Source organism: Prosthecobacter sp. (assembly GCF_014879935.1).
Classification (GTDB): Bacteria; Verrucomicrobiota; Verrucomicrobiia; order Verrucomicrobiales; family Verrucomicrobiaceae; genus Prosthecobacter.
The window spans coordinates 1-23,902 of sequence record NZ_JACSRD010000066.1; the positions used below are offsets into that span (position 1 = coordinate 1).

Below are 23,902 nucleotides of genomic sequence, written 5' to 3' on the forward strand. Positions count from 1 at the left end.
CATGATCTCACCCACCTCCACATCTTCAGCCACAGAGTATGAAGTCACCAGGATTGCTTAACGGCATTGAGGTTAGGTCCGTTGCTGGGCAGTGGGTCTGATCATTTGTTGCACAGCAACAAGACTGCCTTTTCCACCGCATGCTGACGGACTTTCGCATCCTTGCGCAGCAAAGGTCAGTCGCGTATCATCCGCTTGTCATGGCCGTCCTGACTCCATTGCCACAGCCGCCCGCGTCGATGCGCCGCCGCACGACGGTGGAGGAGTTGTATCGGCTCTACGAGTCCCGTGATCCGGCCGACACGCGGCGGATGGAACTCATCGAAGGAGAGATTGCGTTTATGATGCCGCCCGGACCTCTTCATTCTGGATTCACTGATGAAACCGAGGACGTGATCCGTCGCAAAGTGGGCCGCGACTATCGTGTGCGCTGCCAGCATCCGATCCGCATCAACCGCCACAACGAGCCGCAGCCGGACATCGCGGTGGTGAAGCCGCGCAAGGACGCCTACACGCTCTCGCACCCTGATCCTGATGATGTGATGCTCATCATCGAGGTTTCAGACACCTCGCTTGAGTTTGACCTCAATGCAAAACGCCAGACCTATGCGAAGGCTGAAATTGCCGAATACTGGGTGCTCGATGTGAATGCGCGCGAGCTGCATGTCTTCCTCAATCCTTGGCAGGGTGACTATACGCAGCATGCGACTCATCGCGGCGAAGATGAGGTGGTCTGCACGATGATTGCAGATCTCAAGGTGCGCGTGAGCGAGCTTTTGCCCGCCGTTTAGTGACAAAGCAGTCCTGTTGCGACGCCACTGGTTCTGGACCTTGCTGCACAGCAACAAGGCTATTTTTTCCACCGCATGCAGCGGAACGGATGGTCGTCGATCATGTTCGGCTGGATGCCGGTGAGCTTGTCAGGGTGGTAGAACTGCGAGCCCACGTAGTGGTAGATCGGCAGGATGACGCAGTCGTCGCTGACGAGGAGCTTTTCCGCCTGCTGGAAGATCGTGTTGCGCTGGCTCGGATCGGGTTCGCGCGCGGCAGCGGCAATGAGATCGTCGTATTTCGCGTTCGCCCAGCCGGTGGCGTTGTTGCCGCTGGCGGAGAGAAACATCTCCAAAAACGTGCCGGGGTCGTTGTAGTCGCCCACCCAACTGCTGCGGCAAAGGTGGTAGTTCACCTCCTTCATCGAGGCGAGGTAGATCTTCCACTCCTGCTTCACGAGATCGACGCTGATGCCGAGGTTCTCCTTCCACATGGCCTGCAGCTCGACAGCGATGTTGCGTTCCACCGGTTTCGGGAAGTAGAGATACTCGACACGCGGAAAGCCTTTGCCGCCGGGATACCCTGCTTCGGCAAGAAGCTGTTTTGCGCGTTGCGGATCGAACGCGGGGCCGGGTGGTGGCTGGTAATCGTTGCCTGCGCCGGGTGGGGTGAGGCTGAAAGCGTCGCGCTCACCGAGTTGCGTGATTTTTTCAGTCACACGTTTGCGATCAATCGCGAGCGAGAAGGCGAGGCGGATCTTTGGATGGTCGAAGGGGGCGCGATGCACGTTGAAACGCGTGAAGAAGCTGCCGAGGAACGGGCCGGTGTGGAAATAGGGCTGCTGTTTGAGCTTGGCGGTGAGCGAGGTAGGCACCATGCCCTTATCCATGATCAGATCGGCCTGGCCGGTGAGGAAGTAGTTGATCGCCGTGTTCGGCTCGGAGATCGGCAGCACTTCGATGGTGCGCAGCGGCACGTTCGCCGCGTCCCAGTAGCGGTCGTTGCGTCGCAGCTCGATGCGATCGTCGAGCAGCCAGTTTTCGAGCACGTAGGAGCCGTTGCCGATGAGGACGCCCGGTTTGATCCACGCGGTGCCGTGTTGTTCGACAATGCGTTTCGGCACTGGCACGAACGTGGTGAAGGCGCAGAGATCGAGGAAATAGGGCGTGGGATTTTCGAGCTCGACGCGCAGCGTGCGATCATCGAGCGCGGTGACGCCGACCTGCGCGAAATCCGTCAATTTACCTTCGTGAAACGCTTGGGCGTTTTTGATCACGTACATCTGGCTGGCGTAGTCGGCGCCGAAGTCCGGATCGAGCACGCGATGCCACGAATAGACGAAATCGTGCATCGTGAGCGGCATACCATCGCTCCACATCGCGTTCGGGCGCAGGTGGAAGGTGTAGGTCTTGCGATCTGGCGACACGTCCCAACGCTCCGCCATGCCGGGCTGGGCTTTGCCGGCCTCGTCGATGCGACACAGGCCCTCAAACAAGGCCGAGGCGATACGCATGCCGAACTGATCGGTCACGATGGCAGGATCGATGCTCTCGGGCTCAGCTCCGTTGATAAACACCAGATCCGCACGTGGACGTGACTTCCCGCAGGCGACGAGAGACAGCAGAAGTGCGGCAGCGAAGGCGAAACGAGACACGCAGGACGCTAGCACACGCCCGCGTGGGCTCGCAGCACAAAGATCAATCACCAGTCATCCGTGCGGAATGGCTGGGCGGGGAAGCCGTCGAGGTTGAAGAGGTTCGCCCACTGGAAGGCATTGCTCCACGCGTAGCGCACGGCGGCGGGTTGGGGGACGGTGGCGGAGGAGACGATGACGTTGTCGCCGTCGATCACGGCGTCGGCCCAGACGAACTTTTTGTCGGCACCAGCGATGCTGAAACCTTGCAGTTTATCGCCATTTTTGAAGGCGAGACCTTTGCCGAGGTGCTTAAAGCTCAGCGTGACCTTGCCGCCGTTGATTTGATGCCCGGCGAGCTGCGGGCCGAGGTATTCGCTGCCTTTCGCATAGGCGACAGCCAGCGCGACCTGCACGGCACGTGCGCCGTAACCGGATTTGTTCGGCGGATGAATGCCGTTGCCGAGGTCGCTGCTGATGACCATGTGCGTGTTCGGATATTTCATGATCTGCTCGAAGGCGACGTGCGAGTATTCGCGGTCGGGAGTGTTCGGGATCGTCGCGGGCAGCTTGGCGAACTTTTCCGCGAGGCGGTTCATGGGCTGGGTGTAGTCGAAAGCGCAGCCGCCACCGCTGGGTTTCTCGACGTAGAGCCATGGAAAGTCGCCCTGGCCCCAGGCTTTGCGCCAGCCGCCGATCAAAGCGCCCATGAGCGCGACCTGATCGACACCGACGATGTTCGTGCGGCTCTCACCTTGATCCCAAAGCACGCCTTTGATGCCGTAGCCGACGTAGGGCCGGATGAACTGCTCGAAAAGCTGGCCAATCTTGCCGCCATTCGTCTCGCCCGGTTTGCCGGGCTTCTGAGGCGGACGTGGGCCGCGTGGCGCAGGCTTGCCTTCCTTTTTCGCGGCATCGGCGAGCGGTTTCCAGGCGGCGAAATCGGTATCGAACTTCGCTTTGTCAGCCTCATACTTCTTCAGCATCGCCGCGTGGTCATAGGTCGGCGCGAATTTCTTCACAGCCTCGGCGCAGGCGGCGGAGTCGCGATACATCTCCTCGCTGAGCCAGAAACCGGAGGGCGTGCCACCCACCGCGCCGACCATGAGGCCGACGGGCACGCCGATCTCCTTTTGCAGCGCAAAGCCGAAGGAGAACAGCAGAGCGCTCATTTTGACGTTCGTCTCCGGCGTGGAGGTCTCCCACGTCGCATCGGCGTTTTTGCGCATGAGGCGCAGCAGTGGGTAGGACTGCTTCGACGCGGCATCGAGCACGGGATCGTTCTGCGTGTAGCTGGCCACGGGCATGTCCATGTTGGACTGTCCGGAGCCGATCCACACGTCGCCGACGAGCACGTCGTCGATCTTGATGCCGCCGATGGTCAACGTGCGCGATTCAGCGCTCGCGGGCATGGGATCGAGCTTCACGCTCCATCTGCCGTCCGCGCCGGCTTTCGTGGACTTTTTCTGCCCGGCGAAGGAAACGGCGACTTCCTCATTCGGCGCTGCCGTGCCCCAAATCGGTGCGTTCATGTCGCGCTGGAGCACCATGTGCGGCGTGAAGACCTTGGAGAGCTTCACCTCCGCCTGGAGCAGCGAAGTGGTGAAAAGCAGGGCGAGGAGCGCGGTGGACGAGTTCATGTGGCAGGCACCAACGCCGACCGGGGACTGATCTTCCGAGGGTAGATGCAATGAACCGCCTTCCTGAAGCGTTCCAAGCGGCCCAACTTTTCCCGACCATGCGTTCTCTCTGCCTATTCCTTGCTCTCGCGCTCACCGCCCGCGCTGAATTGAAACTCCCGGCCATCATTGGCGACCACATGGTGCTGCAGCAGAAGCTGGCGAACCCGGTCTGGGGCTGGGATGCGCCAGGCACGGAGGTGACGGTGACGTTCGCGGGTCAAACGAAGACCGCCAAGGCCGATGCAAAGGGCAAATGGAGCGTGAAGCTCGACGCCGTGCCCGCGAACGCGAAACCGGCCACGATGATGATCAAGGGCAGCAGCACGCGCGAGCTGACGAACATCCTCGTGGGCGAGGTGTGGGTCTGCTCCGGCCAGTCGAACATGGGTTTCAATGTCAGCAGCACCTGGGACGCCGATTTGGACATCGCCCAGGCGAAACATCCGCTGATCCACATCATTTCGGTGCCGCAGGTCGGCACGCAGGAGATCCAGGACGACTTCAAAGGCCAGTGGGAGGAGTGTACTCCGGCGAACGTGGGCTCGTTCACCGCCGTGGGCTATCATTTCGGTCGTGTGCTGCATGAGATGCTCGGAGTGCCGGTCGGTCTCATCGACAACGCGTGGGGCGGCAGCGCCTGCGAGGCCTGGGTGAAACGCGACGTGCTGGAAAACGACCCGCGCTTTGCCTCGATCATCGCCAAGTGGAAACAAACTGAGGCCACCTTCACTCAGGAGGCATTTGAGAAGCAGTTGGCCGATCACAAGACCAAGGTGGCAGACTGGGCGAAGGCACGCGGCGAGGCGATCAAGGCGGGCAAATTGTTCACTGCCCAAGCTCCGCGTGCGCCGCAGAATCCGATGACGGGCCAGCATCGCCCCGGCAACCTCTATGCGGGCGTGCTGCATCCGACGATCGGCTACGGCATCAAGGGCGCGATCTGGTATCAGGGCGAGTCGAATGCGAGCCGTGCGAAGGAATACCGCGATCTCTTCCCCTTCATGATCGAGCATTGGCGCAAGGAGTGGCAGCAGGGCGATTTCCCCTTCTACTGGGTGCAGCTCGCCGACTTCAAGCCTTACCAAACCGAGCCGGGCGACAGCGACTGGGCGGAATTGCGTGAAGCACAGACGCTGACGATGAAAAAACTGCCGCACACCGGCCAGTGCGTCATCACCGACCTCGGCGAGGCGAATGACATCCATCCGAAGAACAAGCGCGACGTTGCCGAGCGCCTCGCCCGCTGGGCTCTGGTGAACGATTACGGCCAGAAGCTGATTTATCGCAGCCCGGAGCTGAAGGACGCGAAGTTCGACGGCGGCAAGGCGCTGCTGACCTTCGATTTCGCCCCCAGCGGCCTGCGCACCGTCGATATCGACGAACCGCAGGGCTTTGCGATCTGTGGCGAGGACAAGAAATGGGTGTGGGCGAAGGCCAGCATCATCGGCGGCTCGAAGAAAGGCACGAACCAGATCGAGGTCAGCAGCCCGAATGTGCCAAAGCCCGTCGCCGTGCGTTACGCCTGGGCCGACAATCCGGTCTGCAACGTCTATTCCGCTGAAGGCCTGCCGGTGACACCCTTCCGCACCGACGACTTCCCCATGATCACCGATCCCGCCAACCCGAACAGCGTCGAGGCACAGAACGCGAAACGGGCCGAGGATCTGAAGAAGCTGATGGAGGCCCGGAAGAAGGCAGCCGAAGCCAAGGCGAAGGCCGGAAAGAAGTGATCCCAGGCTGAATCACGAACGATGGGTGCAGTGCCGCGATAATTTCATCGCGGCGCTTGTGTTTGGGGCGACGGGCCGCGTATGTTTGCGGTTTACGCCGCCTTTCTGATGAAACATCGCCTGCTTCTCCCGCTCCTCGCCCTCGCCGTCCTGCCGCCAGCCATGGCGCAGCCGGTGCCGGAACCCGCCACGGTCAGCCAGGCGATCGATGTGGCCTCCGGCGCCTGGGACGGCGTCGTGAACATCGACGTCTCGGTGCTGTTTCCCGATTATCGCGAGCCGTGGAATGCCGGCCAGCCCACCGGCGGCAGCGGGACGGGCTTCCTGATTGGCAAAAACCGCTTTCTGACGAACGCGCACGTCGTCAGCAACGCCACACGCATCCTGATCCGCACCAGCAACGATCCGGAGCCGCATCCGGCGAAGATCGTGCACATCGCGCATGATTGCGACCTGGCGCTGATCGAGGCGGAGGACGGCAGCCACTTTGAAAAGCTGAAGCAGCTCGAGTTTGGCGGTGTTCCGCAGCTCAACACGGAGGTGATCGCGATCGGCTATCCCATCGGCGGAGATCGCATCTCCGTGACGCGCGGCGTCGTTTCGCGCATCGACTTCCGGCCCTACAGCCACACCAGCGTCGATTCGCACCTCGCCATCCAGGTCGATGCGGCGATCAATCCCGGAAACTCCGGTGGACCGGTGATGCAGGCCGGGAAAGTCGTCGGCGTGGCCTTCCAGGGCTTCAGCGGCCGCGTGGCGCAGAATGTGGGCTACATGATCCCGATGCCGGTGATCAAGCGCTTCCTGAAGGATGTGGAAGACGGTCGTTACGACCACTACGTGGATCTCGCGGCCAGTGATTTCCCCATTGAGAACCCCGCTCAGGCCAAGGCGCTCGGCACCAATGGCGACGGCGTGGGCGTGATGGTGGCGGATGTGGAGCCCGCCGGCAGCGTGGCGGAGGTCTTGAAGATCGGCGACGTCATCTTGAGCATTGATGACAATCCGGTGCTCAACAACGGCCTCGTCCGTTTCGAGGGCGAGCTGGTGGACATGAATGAGATCGTCGAACGCAAGTTCGCAGGCGACAAGATCAAGCTGGCCTACATGCGCGAGGGCAAGAAGCTGGAATCCACCGTCACGCTGAAGCGATTCGACCCCTACGTGCGTCTCGGCGCTCAGTACAACCAGCGTCCGCGCTACGTCGTCTATGCCGGGCTCGTGTTTCAGCCGCTGGACCGCAACCTGATGGACGCGCACCAGATCCGCGACAGCACGGTGAACTACGTCTTCGACAACTTCCTGACCGACAAGCTGTACGTCGATTGCCCGGAGCCCGTGGTGCTCACGAACGTGCTGCCGGATGAAGTGAACACCTGGCTCACGCCCTATGAGCACAGCATCGTGGAGGAGATCAATGGTGTGAAGATCAAATCCCTGAAGGACGTGAAGGCTGCGCTGGAGAAGAAGGACAAGCCGTTTGTCGAAATCCGCCTGCTGGAAAAAAACCGCCCGCTCGTGCTGAAGCGTGAATTCGCCGAGACCGCGCAGCCGCGCATCATGCAGACCTACAACATCTCCGCCGATTCCTACCTGGGCGACGAATAGACGCGCGATCCGGCCTGAAACCTTTTGCCACGACGATTCCCATGAAGTTTTCCCCGATTTTCCTCCTTGCCGCTCTGTGCACGCCGTTCCTGCAGGCGCAGACTCCCGCTGAGGCCGCACCAAAAAAGAAACGCGCTGCCACCGTTCCTGCCGCAGGTGCGGAAGCGGCCGCACCCCAGGGTGTGGTGACGCAAAGCAGGTCCGTGGTGAAGGTGAACGCCACCTCGCAGCGCCACAACGTTCATCTGCCCTGGCAGAAGGAGTCGCCCTCCGGCCGTCGCGGCCTTGGCGTCGTGCTGGCTGGGAACCGGGTGCTGGTCACCGGCCAGATGGCGGCCGATGCCACCTACATCGAGCTGGAACTGCCTGAAACGGGCCAGAAAATCACGGCCAAGGTCGTGGCGGTCGATTACGAGGCGAACCTGGCCCTGCTCGAATCTCCGCCATCTGACCGGCAGAAGGCTTTCTTCGCCGGATTGAAGCCCATGGACATCGACACCAGTGCGCGCATTGGCGACGAGGTGGCCATCCTGCAGACGGGCCGCGTGGGTGAGCTGATCAAGAGCCCGCTGACCATCAGCAAGGTGCTCACGCGTCGCTACATCGTCGAAGGCTCCGGCTTCCTCGTGTATGAGGCGAACAACATCGTCCGCAGCGAGGCGAACAGCTTCACGCTGCCCGTGGTGAAGGGCACGAAACTCGCCGGCCTGCTGCTCAGCTACGACTCGAAGAACCAGGTCACCACCATCCTGCCCGCACCGATCATCGAGCACTTCCTCAAAGACGTCGCTGACGGCAGCTACGAGGGCTTTCCGAACCTCGGCATGGAGATGCAGACCACGCAGGACGAGCAGTTCCGCGAGTTTCTCGGCCTCAAACCAAACGCACCGGGTGTCCTCGTCAGTTCCGTCATGAAAGGCGCCTCCGCTGAGAAGGCGGGCATGAAGAAGGGCGACATCCTGCTCTCCGTGAACGGCTTCAGCATCGACTCCCGTGGCGATTACAAGGACCCGCAATACGGACCGCTCAGCTCCAGCCACCTCGTCCGCGGCCGTGCTTATGTCGGTGACAAGGTGGAGATCAAAGTGCTGCGTGAGGGCAAGGAAGTCGTGCTCACCAGCGAACTGGCCCGCAAGCAGCCCGGCGACCACCTGGTGCTGCCTTACCTGTTCGACAGAGGGCCGCGTTACGTGCTGATGGGCGGCCTGCTGTTCCAGGAACTGTCACGGCCCTACATCGACTCGTTTGGCGAGGAGCAGCGCGGCGGGGCGATCCTCCGCCTCGCACGCATCGCCTCGCATCCCGACAAGTATGAGGAGGAAGGCCGCAAGAAGCTCGTCTTCCTCAGCCTCGTGCTGCCCACGCCGAGCGCCCAGGGATACGACCGGCTCGGCGGTCAGGTGGTGAACAAGGTGAACGGCAAGGCCATCAACAGCCTCGATGACCTCGCGGACGCCTTCAAAAACGCGAAGGACTCGCTGCATGTCATCGAACTCGACGAGTTTCCCCACGTGCTCTACCTCGACGCCTTCAACGCGGAACGCGACAACATGCGCCTGCTCAATGGCGCTTACCGCATCGGCAGTTTGAAGCGGCTGGAGTAACCACGAGGAGCCGTTCTCACTTCGCCACGCCCACCAGCGCCTGAAGTCGGGAGACCTGGGCCTGGAGCAGGGCGATCTCAGCCTCGATCTTCCGCCGCCACTCGTCATCCGCCACCCTTTCGATGGCTGCTGGGGCTGAAACCGGGCTGGTGATCACCTCGGAGACCGGAGTGCCGGCCACTTCGCCGGAAAACAGGTGCATGAATTGCGCCACCCGTTGTCCCGGCCCTGCCGGAATGCATTGGACCAGCGGTCCTTCCTTGTAGCCGATCAGTTCGGCCAGCGTGTTCTCCACGCTCGGCATGTCTGGAAAGGCGTGCAGGCGTTCGGTGCGCTGGCGCAGTTCTCCCGCGGTCTGCGGACCGCGCAGCAGCAGCATGCAGATCAGGGCCATGTGCGGACGCTCCAGGCCTGGCACCCTGCCCTTCATGTTATGGCGATACTTCAGCGCCCGCCCGCCGACGATGTTCACTTCAAACGCATAGCCATGGGCCTGCATCGACTCCAGCGCCCGCTGCACCGTGCGTTCGTCATAGCGGACGATGGGATCACGGTTCGTCGTCTGATTGCAGGCCGTGACCAGCGCGTTCAGCGTCATGGGGTAGTAATCCGGCAGCGTGATCTCTTTTTCGATCAGGCAGCCCAGCACGCGGGCCTCCTCGGGTTTCAGGGTGAAAAGGATGGCGGGACTGATGGATTCGTCAGGCATACGGCGGAGTGAAAGACGGCGTATCCATCATCGACGGCTGGGTGCGGCCTTCAACCTCCGTCTCCGCCGGTTTTGACCGAGAAAATTGAAAACTTCAGTGAATCAACCCCCGACCCCTTCGTCGAAACGAAACCATGAAAACGAAAATCTTTTCCCTGCTGGGTGCCGCCGTGGCGGTGTGCAGCTTCAGTTCGTGTGATGTGTATGCCCCTTCGGGCTACGCCTACGGCGGCTACGGCCGCTCCTATTACAGCAGCGGCTACTCGCCTTACTACAGCGGTTATTCGCCGTATTATCGCAGCTATTCCCGGCCCGTCGTGATCCAGAGTTCGCGATATCCGTCACACCACTCCCATCATTCGCCCTCGAGTTCGTGGAACTGGAATCGCGGCAGCTCCCACCACGGCAGCAGCCATTGGAATCACAACAGCGGCTCCGGGTCCTGGCACCGCAGCTCCGGCCGTTCCTCCTCGAACTACAGCCGCCCGTCATCGTCGTGGCTGAACAATCGGACCACCACCTCCGTCAGCACGCCGGGCTTCCGCTCCGGCCTGTCCGCCCGCACCTCGGCCTCCCTCGGCTCCTCCGGCCGAAGCTGGAGCCACTCCAGAGGCGGACACGATCGTCATCGCGATTGACCGGACTCCCGGTGGCTCACCTGCCCTTCTCCGATGCGGCGCTCAGGGTTTCTTCCCGGGCGCCGCTTTCTTTTTCTTCACGTAGTCCGGCCACTCGATCCTCTTCCCCTCCGCGCCGGTGAACTTCCACGCCGGCCACATCGGTGACTCGGCCACGACTTCAGCATACTTGGCCTCCAGCAGCGCCTTCATCTCCGCCAGCCTTGCCGCCTGGCTCCCTGCGAGATCTTTGGTCTCTGCAATGTCATCTTTCAGATTGAAGAGCATGAAATCCTTCAACGCGGCCTCTTTGAAATCGCGTTCCGTCTGCTCCGTGATGTCGTTTCCGCGTGCAGGCGGCACTTTGTCCAAAGTCGCCAGGATCTTCCAGTCACCGATGCGCATCGCGACCTTCGGTTCGCCGGCAGCACGGTTGAAGTGCCAATAAAGCGGCGTCTTGCGCTCCACCTTGCCGCCTTGCAGCACGGGCAGCCAGTTTGCACCATCGATCACGCGGTCGTTCGGCTGCTGCAGGCCGGCCACGGCGCACATTGTCGGCAGAAAATCCACGCCGCAGACCGGTTCATCGCTCACGCTGCCTGGCGCGGTCTTTCCGGGCCAGCGCACGATGCCCGGCACACGGATGCCGCCCTCCCACAGCGAGCCCTTCTTGTCACGCAGCGGCCCGGACGAGCCGTAGGGATGCTGGGAGGTGATCGCCGGCCCGTTGTCGCTGGTGAAGAGCACCAGCGTGTTCTCACGCAGGTTCAGCTCGTCCAGTTTGCGCATCACGCGGCCAAAGGCGTCGTCCATCTGCGTGATGTTGCCGTGATGGGCGCTGTAGGCCGGGTCTTCATGTGGATAGAGCGCCGTGTACTTCGCATCGGAGGCGATCGGTTCGTGCGGCTCATGGAAGCACACATAAAGGAAGAACGGCCTCGCCTTGTCGCGCCCGTCCAGCCAGTGCAGCGCCTCGTCTGCCACCAGATGCGCCGCATAGCCCTCCAGTTTGCCCGCCGCCGTGCCGTTCCGCGCAAAATTGTCCGGGTTGTGATGGTTCGGATACGCGTTGTTCTGCGTGGAGAACCAGTGATCAAAGCCATGATCGCTTGGCTGCGGCTGCGTGGGCTGGTTGAACTCGCCGTTCATGTGCCATTTGCCCACATGACACGTCGCATACCCGGATTGCTGCAGCAGCCGGGCGATCGTGATCTCGCTGCGCCGCACATGCACCGGAGAGTCTTCCGGGATCCAGTCCCGCACACCCACGCGCGTCGGCGTGCGTCCCGTCATCAACGCCGTGCGCGAAGGCGAACAGTTTCCATGACCTGCATAGCATGACGTGAAGCGCAGCCCCTCGCTGGCGAACCTGTCCAGGTTCGGCGTCTGCACGTCCTTGGACCCAAAACAGGCCAGATCGCCGTAGCCAAGATCATCCGCGAGCACGAGCACGATGTTCGGACGTTCCGCGAGCGCGGCAGGAGAGAGGACGAGCGCCAACGAAAGCAGCAGCGGTTTCATGGCTGCCGTGAACGCGTTCACGGCGACGCTTGTTCCAACGAAATCATCCGCTGTCTCAGTCAAGCTCTCCGAGTTCCAACAGAAGACGCCGCTGTTCCAGATTGTCCGCGTCATTGAAACGCAGGAGCCAGGCCGTTGTGCGCCCGACTTCAGTGGTTCCAACGATATAGAAGCCGTCTCGTTTGAAATGCTCATGCCACCTGTCCTGGCGAGGATGAAACAGCCGTGTCAACGCACCTGTGTCAGGGTCTAGGCTGGTGAGATTCGGCCCTTTGACCGCATTGCACCACGAACAGGCCAGCGCCAGATTCTCCATGCTATCCGTTCCGCCGTGCTGCCGCGCGATGATGTGTTCGACGTGGAAGGGATTGTCGCCCTCATCACACTGGCGCGGACGACAATACTCACAGCGATGACTCGCACGATGGCTGACTTCGATGCGCGTCCCGGTATCCATGCTTCATGCGGACTGTCTTTTCAGGAACAACCGTGCCTGGAGCTTCAGGATCGACATCATCTTCCCCGCATAAATGTGGCTCCGATGCTCCGCTTCCTCCTCGCGGGTGAGGCGGCCCTCATTTGCTTTGGCCGCTAGCTCCTCCATTCGGGTGTTTTTGGCTGGACCGGCCTCAATCTGGAGAATGTTAGCCGCAGTTTCGCGCGTGAAGCAGGGGCGATCCGGGTCGAGCATCTTTTCGAGGCTGGAAAAGGAGTTCATGACATGCGGATGCTGCCACAACCCCGGACTCACCGCAACTGCGGGCATTCCACGTCAATCATCCGCCATTCGCCCTCGGCCAGATCACTGAGGTCGTATGCGCCGAAGCGTTCGCGGTGCAGCTTCTCCACATGCCAGCCCTGGCTGGCAAACATGCGGCGAACCTGATGGTAGCGTCCTTCGGTGATCGTCAGACGCGCTGTGGTCGCTGAAACGATCTCCAGCTTTGCCGGCAGGCACGGCTTTTCCTCGCTGCGCAGCATCAGATCGCCCCGTGCGAAGAGTTCGATGAGTCGTGGATCGAGACCACGGTCCACTTCCGCCAGATAAACCTTCTCCACCTCGGCTTTGGGAGATGTGAAACGATGCACCAGGCTGCCGATGTCGGTCACGAGCAGTAATCCGCTCGTGTCCTTGTCCAGCCGGCCCACGCTCGTCACTGCCGGGTTACGGCGCAGCCATTGATCCGGCAGCAGCTCATAGATCGTCGGTCCTTCGCCATCGCCATGGGTGCAGACATAGCCCACCGGCTTGTGCAGCATCGCCAGCAGCCCATCCGGCGCTTCCAGCGGCTCGCCATCGACGGTGATCGCATGCGGATCGACCTTTTGATCCGCCTTGCTCACTCCAACGCCGTCCAGCCTCACACGCCCTGCCTTCACCAGCGCCATCGCCTCGCGGCGCGAGCAGTAGCCGAGTGAGGAAAGCAGTTGGTCGAGGCGGCGCATGAGAATTGGCAAAGCAGCGCGGATGCTGCATGCTCGCCGCGTCATGTCATCCACGATTTGCATCATTGGCGGCTGCAACGGGGCCGGAAAATCCACGCTGGCGCGTGAATTGTTGCCGCGCCTGGGCATCGGGCGGTTCTTGAACGCGGATTTGATCGCGAAGGGCCTTTCGCCCGTGAATCCGGCGCTCGCGGCCTTCACCGCAGGCCGCCGGTTGTTGGAGGAGGCGGCCAGCCTGATCGAAGCCAGGGGCAGTTTCGCCCTCGAATCCACCTTGAGCGGCAAGACCTATGTGAAACTGCTGCGGGAGGCCAAGGAGCGTGGCTATCGCGTCGTGCTGCACTACATCATGATCGGTTCGGCCTCGCAGGCGGTGGAGCGTGTGCGCCTGCGCGTGCTCACCGGCGGCCACCACGTGCCGGAGGACGACATCCGCCGCCGGTTCCAGCGCAGCGTGCGGCATTTTCTCGATGACTATCTGCCCCTTGCCGACGAATCGGGCCTGTGGGACAATGCGCACGTGCCAGCGCGGCAGATCGCAGACAACACCTCGCACAACGCCCAGCAAGTTCGCGACATGATCACCAGCACCCACCTTCAGGAAACACCGCCGATGCCGTCATCGGAGATGTCCCAAATCGTGCTCGAAGCCAGTCGCGTGGCCACCGCGAAAATGCTCGACCTGTATGAGCGCATGGGCATCAAGGTGACGCCCGAAATGACGCTGGCACCGGATTCACCACCGCCAGCGTTCAAGCCGTTCGAATTTTGGTGAATCCGCTTTCTTCGGGAGTGAGCGGCAGGCGTTGAGCGCCACCTCGATGGCGGGAAGAAGCCATCGCGAGCCGCGTTTCAGCCCGCAGCCATGAAAATGCCGCTCTGGGCGCTCTGCCTTGTCATTGCCACCACACTGCAAGCCGCACCACCGCCTGCGGAGCCGGTGGAGATCGGCACGACGCCGCAGTTTTTCGTGGACGATCATCTGGTGGACAACCGCTGGGCCTTGAAACAAAAGCGCGAGGCGGTGCTGCGTGTGTTTCACGCGCCGGTGAAGCACGCGGCCAATCCGCTGCTCGCAGGCGAGACGGGATTCGTCTCCGTGGCAAAGGACGAACAGGCGGGAGTGTTCCGCATGTGGTATCAAACGCACACATGGACGGGCAAGGGACCGGAGGACGAATCGAAGACGCATTATGGCATCGCCTACGCGGAGTCGAAGGACGGTGTGGCATGGCAGCGTCCGAAGCTTGGTCTGCACGAGTGGAAGGGCACGAAGGACAACAACATCGTTTATAAAGGCTTCAACAACTCGCGCGCCAGCGGGCCGCAGATTATCCAATTGCCGGAGGCGGACCGGCGCGGCTTCAAGTTCGTGCTCACCTACCGCACCAGCGGCGCGAAACGAGGCAACAACGGCGTCCGCGTCGTCGGATCCCAGGATGGCGTTCATTGGGATGAGAAGAGCGACACGCTCATCTGCCAGCTCCCGAGCGACACGATGAACAGCATCGTCCATGACAGCGCGCGGAAGGAATATGTCATGTTCTGCCGCCCGAAGAACCGCTACCGCATCTTTGAGGGCGACATCCTCGACACCGGCGAGTCCCGCCGCATCGCGCGCATCAGCCACGCGAACCTGTGGGAGGAGTGGAAACCGGTGCCGCAGGCAATTTTGACGCCTGATGAACTCGACGCGCGCGCGAACTTCAACGCCTTCTACGGCATGCCCGTGCGTTATCACGCCGGCATCTACTGGGGCGCGCTGTGGTGCTTCCGCTTCAACGACCACATCTTCACCGAGCCCGCCTTCAGCCGCGACGGCTTCGATTTTGACCGCCTGCCGGACCGCCCGAAGCTGCTCCCGCTCGGCGAGGATGGCGCGTGGGACGACAGCATGACCTTCGGCAGCATGGACTGGGTCGAGATGGGCGATGAATGGTGGTACTACTACTCGGGCTGGGACGGCGACCACGGTGGCAAGGAGCGCAACGCCGCCATCGGCCTTGCCAGAGGCCGCAAGGAGGGCCTCGTCTCGCTGCGTGGTCCACGCGGCGGCGGTGTGGTCGTCACACGTCTTCTGAAATGGCACGGTGGCAAACTCCTCGTCAACGCCGACGCCGCGAAAGGCGAACTCAAGGTGCGCGTGAGCGATGCCACGCGAAAAATCATCCCCGGCTTCGACCACACCGACTGCGAGCCCTTCACCGGCAACGCCACCGTGCACGAGATGAAGTGGCGCGGTCAGTCGCTCGACACGCTGGCTGGCAAGGAGCTGCGTTTCGAGTTCTTCCTGCGTGAGGCGGATCTGTTCACGTTCCGGGCGAATGCATCGAAGTGACGGCTGCGTGATCGCCCTGCCCAAGAAATGGCGAGCAGGCTACGCCATGCTCGCGCTCCTTGTGGCGCTCGACCATGGCCACTCGGCGGCTTTGGGAACCAAGCCCGCGCTGACAGGGTTGCGTTCGATGTAGAGCGCCACGGCGGCTTGGTGCTCGTCGTCACGCATGAAGGTGTCGAAGAAGTCGTCCTGCCAAAACTGACCGGATTGACCGTGAAGCTTGTTGATCTCGCGTGCGGTGAAGGTCTTCCACGAGTGGACGACTCTTCCGATCGGATGACCATCGAAGGTTTGAAACAGGACGTGGACATGATTTGGCATCACGCACCAAGCAATGAGCTGGTAACGCCCGCCATCGAAGTGGAGCAGGGCGTTTTGGACGACCTCGGCGCATGCGGGCTGGCGCAAGACGCACGAACCCGCGCCACGATCGAGATAAGCCTCGATTTGACGGATGCGTTCACCGTCATCGATGATTTCGAGAAGATGCTGCCATTCAGCACGCTTCTCCTTCGGCAGCGAGTCCGCGAGACGGAAGGTGACGGCCTGGACAAGCCCAGGCTTGTCGTAGTGCGGCAAGTAGCCCCGGTCCGACCAGCCGGAGTGCTTGTTGGAGATCGCCATGCCACAACGAATACCAAAAAACTTTCCCGCCGGTCAAGCGGGTCGAGCATCGGGAGCGCGAGTATTCTACTCGCCAAACTCTCCTGGTGCGTGCGAAGGCCATGCCACGTCGCATCGAATGCGGCGTGGCGAATCGAAAACGCCGGGTGTGAAAAGAGGCGAGTCGTCTTCGATATACTCGCGCTCCGTGCGGCGGCGCGTTTGCTGGAGCGCGAGTATTCTACTCGCCAAACTCTCCTGGTGCGTGCGAAGGCCATGCCCCGTCGCATCGAATGCGACGGGGCGAATCGAACACGCCGGGTGCAAAAAGCGGCGAGCCGTCTTCGACATACTCGCGCTCCGTGCGGCGGCGCGTTTGCTGGAGCGCGAGTATTCTACTCGCCAAACTTTCCTGCCGCGTGCGAAGGCCATGCCACGTCGCATCGAATGCGGCGTGGCGAATCGAAAACGCCAGGTGTGAAAAGAGGCGAGTAGTCTTCGACATACTCGCGCTCCGTCAGGCGAGCATCTTCTGTGCCTCAGCGAGGGCTGCATCGACTTTCGACACATCCTTGCCACCTCCACGCGCAAAATCCGGTTTTCCGCCGCCTTTGCCGCCGACGATGGGGGCGATGGTTTGGATGATTTTGCCGGCTTGGACCTTGGATTGGTGGTCTTTGCCGACGTTGGCCATCAAAGTGACGTTTCCACCTCCCGTGGCGGCGAGGACGATGATGCCGCTGAATTGAGACTTGAGGGCGTCGTTGACGGCCATCGCATAATCCGCGTCCACATCACCGAGATTCGCGACCAGTAGCGGAACGCGTGAGCGTTCCGAGGTCGGAAGACTCACGTCTTCCGCTACGCTCGCGAGCAACTCCTTCGCTTTGCCGCTGGCTTCGCGCTGCTGGGCGGCTTTGAGGGCTTTTTCGAGCTCTTTTTGCTGCGTGAGGATTTGGTCGAGCTTCTTCTCGAGGTCGGCGGCGCCTTGGGCGCTGACTTTGCCGGCGAGGAGCTTCAGGAGGTCAGAATCGGCTTTGGCGGCGTTGTAGGCTTCGAGGCCGGCGATGGCTTCGATGCGGCGCACGCCGGCGGCGACGGCGCCTTCGCCGACGAGGCGGAAGAGGCCGATTTCGCCGGTGTGGCGGGTGTGGGTGCCGCCGCAGAGTTCCATGCTCCAACCATCGAGCTTGTGCGGCTGGCCGCCGATCTGCACGACGCGGACGAGGTCGCCGTATTTTTCGCCAAAGAGGGCCATGATGCCGTTGTTGGCCTTCGCCTCGACGTAGGGCACTTCGCTCCACGAAACGGGGTCATTCGCGACGATGCGCTCGTTCACGAGGCGCTCGATGTCGGCGAGTTGCTGCGGGGTGAGCGCGGCGCTGTTGAAGTCGAAGGTGAGTTTGTCCGGCGTGACGCTGGAGCCTTTCTGCGTGGCGTCCTTGCTGACGACCTCGTGCAAAGCCCAGTGCAAGATGTGCGTGACGGTGTGGTGACGCTCGATGGCGTGTCGGCGCGGCGCATCGACGACGAGCTTCACGGCGGCATCGACGGGCGGGGCTTCGTCGCCGCCGAGGAAGTGGAGCCAGGTGTTGCCGACTTTGGTGGTGGCGGTGATGGGGAAGGTGTTCGCGCCGAGGATGATCTGACCCGCGTCGCCGATCTGGCCGCCCATTTCGGCGTAGCAGGTGGAGACATCGAGCACGACGGCGGTCTTGTCCTTCATCTCGACGACTTCGAGCACCTTCACATCGGCTTCGAGGTTGTCGTAACCGATGAACTTGGTCGGAGCCTTCGTTTCGATCTCGGAGACGGAGACGACCTGCTTGTTCTGCTTTCCAGCTTCACGGGCCATTTCTTTCTGGCGCTCCATGAGCTTGTTGAAGCCATCGACATCGACCTTGAGGCCGCGCTCGCGTGCAAGGAGCTCGGTGAGATCAAGCGGGAAGCCCTGTTCATCGTAAAGTTTGAAAGCAAACTCGTCAGCCAATTCTCGGATTACATCGCCGTTCGGCTGGCGAATCAGTGTCCCTAACTTGCCATATGTTTTCGAATAATAGGGCTTCCGTGACGCAACTTCGGGATTGTCGTGCGTCACGGCAAGTAACGAATGCGCAGCATGCTCGAACAACGCGATGCCTTTGTCCAAAGTGCGGTTGAAGCTCTCTTCTTCCAGCTTCAGCACGCTCTTGATCTGCTCCTTCTTCACGCGCAGCTCGGGGAAGACATCGCCCATTTGCGCGGCGAGGACATCGACGAGCTTGTAGAAGAAGGGCTCTTTGAAATCGAGCGTGCGGCCGTATTTCACGGCGCGGCGGAGGATGCGGCGGAGGGTGTAGTTGCGGTCGCTGTTGCCGGGCTGGATGCCGTCGGCGATGGCGAAACTGAGCGTGCGGATGTGGTCGGCGATGACGCGGAAGGCGACGTCGATCTTTTCCTGCTCGGTGACGGGGACGACGTGGCCTTGCTCATTGGCCTTCGGCAGCGTGCTGGCGTAGGTTTTGCCGGACATCTTCGTCAGCTCGTCGAAGATGGGACGGAAGACGTCGGTGTCGTAGTTGCTGATCTTCGCGTTTTGGAAGTCCGTGAAGTTTTTCGTGCCCTGGATGATGGAGCAGACGCGCTCGAAGCCCATGCCGGTATCGACGTGCTTCGCGGGGAGCGGCTCGAAGGTGCCTTCCGGGGTCGCGTTGTATTGGATGAAGACGTTGTTCCAGATCTCGATGCAGCTGGCGTCGCTGCCATTCACGAGCTTGCGGCCTTCGCGCTGGCGGGCTTCATCGAGCTCGGGAGTGCCGGGGGTGAGGTCGATGTGGATCTCGGTGCAGGGGCCGCAGGGGCCGGTGTCGCCCATCATCCAGAAGTTGTCCTTCTTATTGCCGTTGACGATATGGATGTCGGGATCGAGGCCGATGCTGCGGAATTTTTCCGCCCAGATCTCCCATGCCTCCTGGTCGCGGTCGGCGGGATCGCCCTTCGATTTGTCGGGCTGGTAAATGGTGGCGTAAACGCGGGTGGGCGGGAACTTCCAGCGCTCGATGACGAGCTCCCAGGCCCAGGCGATGGCCTCTTTCTTGAAGTAGTCGCCGAAGGACCAGTTCCCCAGCATTTCGAAGAGCGTGTGGTGATAGGTGTCGAGGCCGACGTCTTCGAGGTCGTTGTGCTTGCCGCCGGCGCGGATGCACTTCTGCGTGTCTGCGGCGCGGGTGGGCAGGCCTTTGTGCAAAACGCCGGGCCAGGTGTCCACGTCCGCGCTGCGCTCACCGAGGAAGATGGGCACGAACTGGTTCATGCCCGCGTTCGTGAAGATGCGCGCGCCATCGCGGCTGGTGTAGCCGACGTTGTCGCTGGGCACGATGGTGTGCTGCTTCTCCTTGAAGAAATCGAGGAAGGTGGCGCGGATTTCGGCGGCGGTGGGGATCTTGGACATGGGAAAGAGGGCGCGGAGTATGGCGGGAGAGTGGATGGGAGGCAAGAATGACGAATGAGGAATTCCGAATGACGAATGGGGGCCGCTGGCCTAGACTCAAGCCATGCCTGCCGTCCTCGAACGCCCCCGAACACGCTCCGTGCGCCCTCGTGTGTCACCACCTGCGGTGACACGGCTGTGGACCTCGGAGGCCTTCCTCGACTGGCTGGAGCCGGGCGTGCACGCGGACCTGATCAATGGAGAAATCGCCATGCACTCGCCTGTAAACCTGAATCATGCCCGCCTGATCAACTTCGTGGACGCACTCCTGCGTGCGTACATCGAAGAAGAAGACCTCGGCGAGTTGCATCGCGAGACCGTCGCGGTGCGGCTGAGCATCCGGGAGACTTTCATGCCGGACCTGGCCTACTTCACAAAAACGCAGGCGGCGCGGCTGCCGGAGACGCATGTGCCTTTCGCGCCGACGTTTGTGCTGGAGGCGCTCTCGCCCGCGACGGCGAAGAATGATACGGGTCGCAAATTTGCCGCCTATGAGCTGCATGATGTGCAGGAGTACTGGATTCTCGATCCGCAGAAGCTCGACCACCGGTTCTACCGCCGCAGCGGTGATATGCTGGAGGAGTTCGCGGAAAAGGAGGCCGTGATCCGCAGCACGAGCATCCCAGGATTCTGGGTGCGACGCGAGTGGCTGAACCCGGCGAAGCCGCCGAAGGTCAGTGAGTGTCTGAAGCAACTACTCGCACGTCGCTCCGGGAAACGGCGTTGATCGGCATGGAGAATGCCGCCCGAGGTCGAAAATCGGCCTCGAAGCGCGTATGAGTGCGCCGTGATCCGCCCCCTCGTCACTTTTGCCCTCGTTTCCTCCGCGCTCGCGGAGCCCATCGACTTTTCCAAGCAGGTCCGCCCGATCCTGAGCGAGAACTGCTTTTTCTGCCACGGTCCCGACGACAAAAAGCGCGAGGCGGACCTCCGTCTCGATGACGAAGCGGCCGCGAAGAAGAACAACGACGGCGTCATCGCCGTGGTGCCGGGTGATCCGGAGAAAAGCGCCCTCATCCAGCGCATCGTGAGCACCGATCCCGATGAGGTCATGCCACCGCCGAAGCAGCACAAGACGATCTCGCCTGCGCAGGTGGCGCTGCTCAAAGAATGGATCAAGCAGGGCGCGAAGTGGGGAAAGCATTGGAGTTATGAGAAGGTGGTGAAGCCAACGGTGCCCGCCGGTGCGAAGAATCCCGTGGATGCGTTTTTGGCGGCACGTCTGAAGAAGGAAGGGCTGTCGTTTTCTCCCGCAGCAGACCGCGCGACGCTGATTCGCCGTGTGGCGCTCGATTTGACCGGACTGCCGCCGACGCTGGAGGAACTCGCACGCTTTTCGTCCGACAAGTCAGACACGTCCGACCTGTCCGACGTCGTGGCGCATTACCTCGCCAAACCGGCTTACGGCGAGCACTGGGCGCGCCAGTGGCTCGATCTCGCACGCTACGCGGATTCGTCCGGCTATCCGAGTGACCAGCCGCGGGAGATTTGGGCGTATCGGGATTGGGTGATTCGCGCGCTGAATGCGAACATGCCGTTCGATCAGTTCACCATCGAGCAGCTCGCGGGGGATTTGCTGCCGAATCCGACAGATGACCAGCTCATTGCGACGGCGTTTCATCGCAACACGATGACGCAAAACGAGGGCGGCACGGATGACGAGGAGTTCCGCAACGCGGCGATCATCGACCGCGTGAACACGACCTTCGCGGTGTGGATGGGCACGACGATGGCCTGTGCGCAGTGCCACACGCACAAATACGATCCGCTCACGATCCATGAGTACTTCCAGTTCTACGCCTTCCTCAATCAAAGTGCCGATAGCGACAAAAAGGACGAGGTGCCGCTGCACAGCTTTGACACGCCGGAGCTGAAAAAGCAGCGCGAGACGCTGAAAGCCGAGATCGCGGCGCTGGAGTCGAAATTCACGAAACCGGACGCGAAATGGCTTGCGGGACTGGAGGCGTGGGATCGCGGTTTTGCTCGCGATTTGGGCTGGCAGAGCCCGAAGCCGCTCAAAGTGAGCGAAAGCGATGCGAAGATCGAAAACGATGGACGCGTGATCCTCGCGAAGAACAAGGACACGGCGAGCTACACGGTCGAATTGCCGCTCGCGGGCGACAAACTGAGCGCGTTGAGGCTCGAAACGGCTCCGCAGGCTGGTTTCGGCAATTTTGTGCTCACCAGCCTCAAGGCCGAGGTGGTGCCGCCGGATGCCAAAGCGGCTCCGCAGGCTCGCTTTGTGCGCGTGGAACTGCCGGGAGCCAAAAAGATGCTGCAACTGGCCGAGGTGCAGGTTTTCAGCGGCGCGGAAAACATCGCGCCGAAGGGCGTGGCGAGTCACAGCAGCCAGTATCAGGACGCCGCGGCCAAACGTGCGAATGATGGCAACACGGACGGCAACTACAACAAAGGCAGCGTGTCGCACACGAGCGGCGCTGACAACGATCCGTGGTGGGAGGTCGATCTGAAGGCCGCGAAGCCGGTGGATCGCGTGGTGGTGTGGAACCGGCTCGATGGCGTGAGCAAGCGTCTCGACGGCTTCCGCGTCGTGCTGCTCGATGAGAAGCGTCAAATCCTGTGGAAGAGCGAGCCGACGCCCGCGCCGGAGAAGGAAAAAGCCTTCGCGGTGAGCGGACCGGTGCCGCTGGGTTTCACAACGGCGCTGGCGGATTACTCGCAGAGCGGTTTTGAGGCGACGAAATTTCTCGACGCGAAAAGCAAAGGCTGGGCCGTCAGCGGCGCGGCGGAAAAACCGCACACGCTCACGCTTTTGACGAACTCGCCCATCGCGGTGCCTGCGGGCGCGAAGCTGCGCGTGATCTTGGAACAGAAGAGCGAGTTCAAGCAGCACACGCTCGGCAATTTCCGCCTGAGTTTCACTGGCGATGCCCGCGTGCAGCAGGCGGCGAAGATTCCCACGAATGTCATCGCCGCGCTGACGCAGCCGAAACGCACGCCGGAGCAGGTGAAGGCCGTCGTGGATTATTATGTGCGAAACATTGCGAAGGAATCGGCTGCGGAGCGCACGCGTCTCGCCGCCGCGAACAAGGAGCTAGCGTCGATGAAGCCGGTGACGGTGCCGATCATGCGTGATCTCGATGCGAAGCAGCGTCGCGTGACGAAAGTGCAGCTCCGCGGCAACTGGCAGTCGCTCGGCGATGAAGTGAGCGAGGGCACGCCGGCGGTGTTTCATCCACTGCCGGGCGCGGAGCCGAAGAATCGCCTCACGATGGCGAAATGGCTCGTGAGTCGCGACAATCCGCTCACGGCTCGCGTGACGGTGAATCGCCTGTGGGAAAGTATCTTCGGCACCGGCATCGTGCGCAGCAGCGAGGAGTTTGGCAGCCAGGGCGATCTGCCGTTTCATCCCGAATTGCTCGACTGGCTCGCCGCGGAGCTGATGGACAGCGGTTGGGATGTGAAGCACCTGCTGAAGCTGATGCTGACGAGCCAGGCGTATCAGCAGAACTCCAAATCGACGCCCGAATTGAATGAGCGAGATCCTGACAATCGCTTGCTGGCCCGCGGGCCGCGTTTTCGTCCCACAGGCGAGCTGCTGCGCGATCAGGCGCTCGCGGTGAGCGGCTTGCTTTCGGAGAAGATGTTTGGCGTGCCGGTGCGGCCGATGACGCCGAATCTCGGCCTCAGCACCGCGTTTGGTCGCAGCAACGACTGGGAGGTCAGCAAAGGCGAAGACGGGCATCGTCGCAGCCTTTACACCGAAGTGCGCCGCAACTCGCCGTATGCGAGCTTCACAACGTTCGACGCTGGCAATCGCGAGGTCTGCATGATCCGCCGCAGCCGCACGAACACGCCGCTGCAGGCCTTCGTGACGCTGAACGACCCCGTCTTCCTCGAAACGCATCAGGCGATGGCGCGGCGCATTGTGCGCGAGGCCAAAAAACAGCCGGAACGGCTCTCACGGCTGTTTAAGCTGTGTCTGGCGCGTGAGCCGATGGCGACCGAATTGACCGCGTTGACTCAATTGCACGCCGAGAGCATCGCGATGTATCGCGCGGATGCTGCTGCGGCCACGAAGATGGCCACGGAGCCCCTTGGGCCTGTCGAAGCGGGCGCGGATGTCGCCGAACTCGCCGCCTGGACCGCGGTGGCGAACGTGGTCATGAATCTGGATGAGTTTTTGATGCGGAGGTGATTGAATCGCGAC

General features: G+C 61.7%; 18 protein-coding genes. 9 read left to right on the forward strand and 9 right to left on the reverse strand.

Annotated features, from left to right (window positions below):
- Positions 1 to 140: 140 nt before the first annotated feature.
- A complete protein-coding gene (locus tag IAE77_RS02550) occupies positions 141 to 791 on the forward strand; it encodes a Uma2 family endonuclease (RefSeq protein WP_294221350.1) in 651 nt (216 codons plus the stop codon).
- A gap of 59 nt (positions 792 to 850) precedes the next feature.
- Here the strand turns inward: IAE77_RS02550 and IAE77_RS02555 are convergent, their stop codons facing one another.
- Positions 851 to 2,425, reverse strand: a complete 1,575-nt coding sequence (locus IAE77_RS02555; RefSeq protein WP_294221352.1) for a peptide ABC transporter substrate-binding protein — start codon at positions 2,423 to 2,425, stop codon at positions 851 to 853.
- Between the two features lie 47 nt (positions 2,426 to 2,472).
- Complete coding sequence (locus tag IAE77_RS02560; RefSeq protein ID WP_294221356.1) at positions 2,473 to 4,044, reverse strand: sialate O-acetylesterase; 1,572 nt, start codon at positions 4,042 to 4,044, stop codon at positions 2,473 to 2,475.
- Positions 4,045 to 4,142: 98 nt separating this feature from the next.
- Here IAE77_RS02560 and IAE77_RS02565 point away from each other — a divergent pair, with 98 nt between their 5' ends.
- The 3 genes from IAE77_RS02565 to IAE77_RS02575 all read left to right on the forward strand — a co-directional run bounded on the left by IAE77_RS02565 (position 4,143) and on the right by IAE77_RS02575 (position 9,028).
- Positions 4,143 to 5,816 carry a sialate O-acetylesterase gene (locus IAE77_RS02565; RefSeq protein WP_294221359.1) on the forward strand — a complete coding sequence of 558 codons (1,674 nt, stop codon included), beginning with the start codon at positions 4,143 to 4,145 and terminating at the stop codon, positions 5,814 to 5,816.
- Between the two features lie 108 nt (positions 5,817 to 5,924).
- On the forward strand, positions 5,925 to 7,424 hold the full coding sequence (locus IAE77_RS02570) for a S1C family serine protease (protein WP_294221363.1): 1,500 nt from the start codon (positions 5,925 to 5,927) through the stop codon (positions 7,422 to 7,424).
- 41 nt (positions 7,425 to 7,465) lie between these two features.
- Positions 7,466 to 9,028 carry a PDZ domain-containing protein gene (locus tag IAE77_RS02575; RefSeq protein WP_294221365.1) on the forward strand — a complete coding sequence of 521 codons (1,563 nt, stop codon included), beginning with the start codon at positions 7,466 to 7,468 and terminating at the stop codon, positions 9,026 to 9,028.
- Between the two features lie 16 nt (positions 9,029 to 9,044).
- On the opposite strand, the gene IAE77_RS02580 is transcribed toward IAE77_RS02575, so the two are convergent.
- Entirely contained in the window at positions 9,045 to 9,737 is a 693-nt protein-coding gene (locus IAE77_RS02580) for a YceH family protein (RefSeq protein ID WP_294221367.1), read from the reverse strand.
- A gap of 134 nt (positions 9,738 to 9,871) precedes the next feature.
- Between IAE77_RS02580 and IAE77_RS02585 the strand changes: the two genes are divergently transcribed.
- Entirely contained in the window at positions 9,872 to 10,375 is a 504-nt protein-coding gene (locus tag IAE77_RS02585) for a hypothetical protein (RefSeq protein WP_294221368.1), read from the forward strand.
- A gap of 42 nt (positions 10,376 to 10,417) precedes the next feature.
- Here the strand turns inward: IAE77_RS02585 and IAE77_RS02590 are convergent, their stop codons facing one another.
- Genes IAE77_RS02590 through IAE77_RS02605 form a run of 4 tightly spaced genes read right to left on the reverse strand, consistent with a single transcriptional unit; the run spans position 10,418 to position 13,321 of the window.
- Entirely contained in the window at positions 10,418 to 11,875 is a 1,458-nt protein-coding gene (locus tag IAE77_RS02590; RefSeq protein WP_294221370.1) for a sulfatase, read from the reverse strand.
- A 55-nt stretch (positions 11,876 to 11,930) separates the two neighbouring features.
- Positions 11,931 to 12,332, reverse strand: a complete 402-nt coding sequence (locus IAE77_RS02595) for an HNH endonuclease signature motif containing protein (protein WP_294221372.1) — start codon at positions 12,330 to 12,332, stop codon at positions 11,931 to 11,933.
- Positions 12,333 to 12,335: 3 nt separating this feature from the next.
- Complete coding sequence (locus IAE77_RS02600; RefSeq protein ID WP_294221375.1) at positions 12,336 to 12,593, reverse strand: hypothetical protein; 258 nt, start codon at positions 12,591 to 12,593, stop codon at positions 12,336 to 12,338.
- 29 nt (positions 12,594 to 12,622) lie between these two features.
- Complete coding sequence (locus IAE77_RS02605) at positions 12,623 to 13,321, reverse strand: pseudouridine synthase (protein ID WP_294221377.1); 699 nt, start codon at positions 13,319 to 13,321, stop codon at positions 12,623 to 12,625.
- A 43-nt stretch (positions 13,322 to 13,364) separates the two neighbouring features.
- On the opposite strand from IAE77_RS02605, the gene IAE77_RS02610 reads away from it, so the two are divergent.
- Both IAE77_RS02610 and IAE77_RS02615 read left to right on the forward strand, forming a co-directional pair.
- Complete coding sequence (locus IAE77_RS02610; protein ID WP_294221380.1) at positions 13,365 to 14,096, forward strand: zeta toxin family protein; 732 nt, start codon at positions 13,365 to 13,367, stop codon at positions 14,094 to 14,096.
- A 90-nt stretch (positions 14,097 to 14,186) separates the two neighbouring features.
- Positions 14,187 to 15,659: a hypothetical protein gene (locus IAE77_RS02615; RefSeq protein WP_294221382.1), complete on the forward strand. Its 1,473-nt coding sequence runs from the start codon at positions 14,187 to 14,189 to the stop codon at positions 15,657 to 15,659.
- 39 nt (positions 15,660 to 15,698) lie between these two features.
- On the opposite strand, the gene IAE77_RS02620 is transcribed toward IAE77_RS02615, so the two are convergent.
- Together IAE77_RS02620 and IAE77_RS02625 are read right to left on the reverse strand one after the other, a co-directional pair.
- The gene (locus tag IAE77_RS02620) at positions 15,699 to 16,283 is read right to left on the reverse strand and encodes a transposase (protein ID WP_294221385.1); all 585 of its coding nucleotides are present in this window, start codon (positions 16,281 to 16,283) and stop codon (positions 15,699 to 15,701) included.
- Positions 16,284 to 16,779: 496 nt separating this feature from the next.
- Positions 16,780 to 19,692 (reverse strand): alanine--tRNA ligase, encoded by a 2,913-nt coding sequence (locus IAE77_RS02625; RefSeq protein ID WP_294221388.1) that lies wholly within the window; start codon positions 19,690 to 19,692, stop codon positions 16,780 to 16,782.
- A gap of 103 nt (positions 19,693 to 19,795) precedes the next feature.
- On the opposite strand from IAE77_RS02625, the gene IAE77_RS02630 reads away from it, so the two are divergent.
- Together IAE77_RS02630 and IAE77_RS02635 are read left to right on the forward strand one after the other, a co-directional pair.
- Positions 19,796 to 20,458 carry a Uma2 family endonuclease gene (locus IAE77_RS02630; RefSeq protein ID WP_294221391.1) on the forward strand — a complete coding sequence of 221 codons (663 nt, stop codon included), beginning with the start codon at positions 19,796 to 19,798 and terminating at the stop codon, positions 20,456 to 20,458.
- A 60-nt stretch (positions 20,459 to 20,518) separates the two neighbouring features.
- Complete coding sequence (locus IAE77_RS02635; protein ID WP_294221394.1) at positions 20,519 to 23,890, forward strand: DUF1553 domain-containing protein; 3,372 nt, start codon at positions 20,519 to 20,521, stop codon at positions 23,888 to 23,890.
- The last annotated feature ends 12 nt before the right edge of the window (positions 23,891 to 23,902 follow it).

Bases quoted from the DNA above. Each gene is read 5' to 3' on its own strand.
- IAE77_RS02550 (WP_294221350.1), top strand. From the start codon at position 141: ATGCTGACGGACTTTCGCATCCTTGCGCAGCAAAGGTCAGTCGCGTAT.
- IAE77_RS02560 (WP_294221356.1), bottom strand. From the start codon at position 4,044: ATGAACTCGTCCACCGCGCTCCTCGCCCTGCTTTTCACCACTTCGCTG.
- IAE77_RS02565 (WP_294221359.1), top strand. From the start codon at position 4,143: ATGCGTTCTCTCTGCCTATTCCTTGCTCTCGCGCTCACCGCCCGCGCT.
- IAE77_RS02570 (WP_294221363.1), top strand. From the start codon at position 5,925: ATGAAACATCGCCTGCTTCTCCCGCTCCTCGCCCTCGCCGTCCTGCCG.
- IAE77_RS02575 (WP_294221365.1), top strand. From the start codon at position 7,466: ATGAAGTTTTCCCCGATTTTCCTCCTTGCCGCTCTGTGCACGCCGTTC.
- IAE77_RS02580 (WP_294221367.1), bottom strand. From the start codon at position 9,737: ATGCCTGACGAATCCATCAGTCCCGCCATCCTTTTCACCCTGAAACCC.
- IAE77_RS02585 (WP_294221368.1), top strand. From the start codon at position 9,872: ATGAAAACGAAAATCTTTTCCCTGCTGGGTGCCGCCGTGGCGGTGTGC.
- IAE77_RS02590 (WP_294221370.1), bottom strand. From the start codon at position 11,875: ATGAAACCGCTGCTGCTTTCGTTGGCGCTCGTCCTCTCTCCTGCCGCG.
- IAE77_RS02595 (WP_294221372.1), bottom strand. From the start codon at position 12,332: ATGGATACCGGGACGCGCATCGAAGTCAGCCATCGTGCGAGTCATCGC.
- IAE77_RS02600 (WP_294221375.1), bottom strand. From the start codon at position 12,593: ATGAACTCCTTTTCCAGCCTCGAAAAGATGCTCGACCCGGATCGCCCC.
- IAE77_RS02605 (WP_294221377.1), bottom strand. From the start codon at position 13,321: ATGCGCCGCCTCGACCAACTGCTTTCCTCACTCGGCTACTGCTCGCGC.
- IAE77_RS02610 (WP_294221380.1), top strand. From the start codon at position 13,365: ATGTCATCCACGATTTGCATCATTGGCGGCTGCAACGGGGCCGGAAAA.
- IAE77_RS02615 (WP_294221382.1), top strand. From the start codon at position 14,187: ATGAAAATGCCGCTCTGGGCGCTCTGCCTTGTCATTGCCACCACACTG.
- IAE77_RS02620 (WP_294221385.1), bottom strand. From the start codon at position 16,283: ATGGCGATCTCCAACAAGCACTCCGGCTGGTCGGACCGGGGCTACTTG.
- IAE77_RS02625 (WP_294221388.1), bottom strand. From the start codon at position 19,692: ATGTCCAAGATCCCCACCGCCGCCGAAATCCGCGCCACCTTCCTCGAT.
- IAE77_RS02630 (WP_294221391.1), top strand. From the start codon at position 19,796: ATGCCTGCCGTCCTCGAACGCCCCCGAACACGCTCCGTGCGCCCTCGT.